Raw genomic sequence first — 213 nt, 5'->3', positions numbered from 1 at the left:
TGCAACTACAAATTATCTAATTGATTTTCTGTTCCATCTTCGCTTATGGACCAAAAGAAACGTATGAAGAAAAACTGATCTGCTGCAGGACGCAACGCCTGTCTATTAAACTGCCCATTAAAATATGGTGTATTAGCATATTGATAACCATTAATATTATTAAATCCTAATATGTTATTCACGCAGAACTATAATATTTTTTGTTGATCTAGC

The 213-nt window shown here is 31.9% G+C and carries 1 protein-coding gene; it reads right to left on the bottom strand.

The window, feature by feature from the left end; all coding sequences use genetic code 11:
- Positions 1-5 precede the first annotated feature (5 nt).
- Positions 6-182: a hypothetical protein gene (locus ACRHOC_RS15865; RefSeq protein WP_431159522.1), complete on the bottom strand. Its 177-nt coding sequence runs from the start codon at positions 180-182 to the stop codon at positions 6-8.
- Between the last annotated feature and the right edge of the window lie 31 nt (positions 183-213).

The sequence above is a fragment of the Winogradskyella poriferorum genome (assembly GCF_050618035.1).
Classification (GTDB): Bacteria; Bacteroidota; Bacteroidia; order Flavobacteriales; family Flavobacteriaceae; genus Winogradskyella; species Winogradskyella poriferorum_A.
The sequence above is the reverse complement of the archived record's forward strand: the minus strand, read 5'-3'. Positions and strand labels throughout refer to the sequence as shown.